The sequence below is a fragment of the Kitasatospora sp. NPDC093558 genome, from assembly GCF_040683475.1.
Taxonomy (GTDB): Bacteria; Actinomycetota; Actinomycetes; order Streptomycetales; family Streptomycetaceae; genus Kitasatospora.
The window spans coordinates 1-2,515 of sequence record NZ_JBFBDY010000809.1; the positions used below are offsets into that span (position 1 = coordinate 1).

The following is a 2,515-nucleotide window of genomic DNA, read 5'->3' on the forward strand; positions in this document are numbered from 1 at the left end:
GAGACCACGGTCGGCATCGGGGCGGGAGCCGAGAACGTCACGGGCGAGGCGGGCACCACCGACATGGTGCTCAACACCGCCGCGGCCCGACCGACCGCGGACGCGACCCCGGACGCGGTCCCGAACGCACCGGCACCGACGGACCGTCCCAACTCACCCCCGTGGACTGGCTCGACGCCGTCCACCGCCTCTTCCCGAAGGAGACCGTCGAGCGGCTGGAGCGGGACGCCGTCGAGCGGTACGGGATCGACGAGATCGTCACCGACCCCGAGGTCCTCTCCCGGGTCGAGCCCAACGCGACCCTGCTGCGCGCCGTGCTGCGCACCAAGCACCTGATGAACCCCGACGTGCTCGTCATGGCCCGGCGGATCGTCGAAGCGGTGGTCCGCGAGCTGCTGGACCGCCTCCGCCCCGAGCTGCGCCGCGCCTTCACCGGCGCCCGCTCGCGCCGCCCCAGCCGGCTGCCGCTCGCCCGCGACTTCGACTTCCGGGGGACCGTCCGGGCCAACCTCGCCCACTACCGGCCGGAGGAGCGCAAGGTGATGATCGAGCGCCCGCGCTTCCACTCCCGCACCCGGCGGCACCTGGAGCAGTGGCAGTTGATCCTGCTGGTCGACCAGTCGGGCTCGATGGTCGGCTCGGTGATCCACTCCGCCGTCACGGCCGCGTGCCTGTGGAGCCTGCCGGGCCTGCGCACGCACCTGATCGCCTTCGACACCTCCGTGGTGGACCTGACCGGGGACGTGACCGACCCGGTGGAGCTGCTCATGCGGGTCCAGCTCGGCGGCGGCACCGACATCGCGCGCGCCGTCGACTACGCGGCCGGGCTGGTCGACAATCCGCGCCGGACCATCGTGGCGATCGTCTCCGACTTCTACGAGGGTGGCGACCCCCACCGGCTCGTCCGCACCGTCCGGGGCCTGGTCGAACAGGGCGCGACCGTGCTCGGCCTGGCCGCGCTCGACGAGGAGGCCGACCCGGTCTACGACCGCACGCTCGCCGGGCGGCTGGCCGGGGTCGGTGCCCACGTCGGCGCCATGACCCCGGGCCGGCTGGCCGAGTTCGTCGCCGAGAAGGTCGGCCGATGAGTATAAAAACACCGCCGCGCGCGGACCTCCTCGCCCTCGGCCCGGACACCCTCGCCGCGCTCGCCAACCGCGGCCTGGTCAAGCGCGCCGCCAAGGACCTGGACGCCGGAGCCGGGCCCGAGGTCGAGACCGCCGAGGACGGCGCCGTCCTCGGCGTGCACCCGGACGGCACCCGGACCCGCCTCCCCGTGGGCGCCGGACTCGACGCCGCCGAGTGCGGCTGCGGCGCCCCCGGCGCGTGCCGGCACCTGATCGGGCTGGTCCTGGCCGACCAGCGCAGGTACGCGACCGCGGCCCCCGCCGAGCCCGAACCCGCCTGGTCGCCGGGCGAGTTCGACGACAACCAGCTCGTCGCAGCGCTCGACCGGGCCTCCCTCGCCGCCGCGCGCCGCGCCTTCGACGCCGGCTACGCCGCGACCGTCCACCGCGGCGGTGCGGGACGGCCCGCGCCCTGGGTCGAACTCGCCGGGTGCACCGTGCGCTTCCCCGTCCCGCACGGCCTCGGCCACGCGCTCACCGACGCGGCCGCGGCCCGCCGGGGAGAGACGATCGCGCTCGCGGTCTGGGCCTTCCGCGCGGCCGACGCCCGCGCCGACACCGTCGCCGACACCGGTGCTGCGTCCCTCCAGGTCTCCGTCGGCGGCCCGGCACCCGCAACGCACCGCCCGGCGAACGACGCCCGGCTCGACGAGGCCGTCGCGCTCGCCGACGAACTGCTGCTGGACGGCATCGCGCACGCCACCCCGGTGTTCACCGCCCAACTCGGGCGCGCCGCAGCGGCGTTGTCCCGCTCCTCGCTGCACTGGCCGGCCGCCGCGCTCACCGAACTGCGCGACCAGGCCGACGCCTACGCCGCCCGCGACACCCGCTACGCGACCGCGACCGCCGCCGAGCTGGTCGCCGAACTCCACGCCCGCCGTCGGGCCGCCACCCTCGACCGACCGGGCGCGCTCGGCACCCGGGAGCCCGCCGACACCCCGCTGCGCCGGGTCCGGCTGGTCGCGCTCGGCTGCCGGGTCTCGGGCCGGTCGGCGGCGGAACGCACCGCGGAGGTGTACTTCGCCCAACCGGACGCCGGCATCGCGCTCGTCCTGCGCAAGCGCTGGGACCTGGCGGAGGGCCAACACCTCGTCGGCGCCGACCTCGCGTCCCGGCGCATCCTCGGATCCCCGCTGCGGGCGCTCGCCACGGCCAACGTCGTCAGCGAGACCATCTCCCGCAGCGCGGGCCGGACGGTGACCATCGGCCGCAGCCGCGTGGCCGCCACGAGCGTCACCCCGCTCGGCTCGGCCTGGGCCGACCTGCCCGACACCCTCCTCGTCCGCGACGCCGCCGCCCACCTGCGGGCCCGGGACGACCGGCCGCCCGCGCTGATCCGCCCCCGGGTCGCGGCCGACACCGCCCGGGTACTGGAAGTCGCCTCCGTC

Annotated in this window: 2 protein-coding genes; both read left to right on the plus strand. The window is 76.4% G+C overall.

The window, feature by feature from the left end:
* Positions 1-161: 161 nt before the first annotated feature.
* A complete protein-coding gene (locus AB0O00_RS35485; protein ID WP_363658827.1) occupies positions 162-1,088 on the plus strand; it encodes a VWA domain-containing protein in 927 nt (308 codons plus the stop codon).
* A partial coding sequence (locus AB0O00_RS35490) for a hypothetical protein (RefSeq protein ID WP_363658828.1) occupies positions 1,085-2,515 on the plus strand: 1,431 nt, incomplete at its 3' end. The genes AB0O00_RS35485 and AB0O00_RS35490, both read left to right, overlap by 4 nt.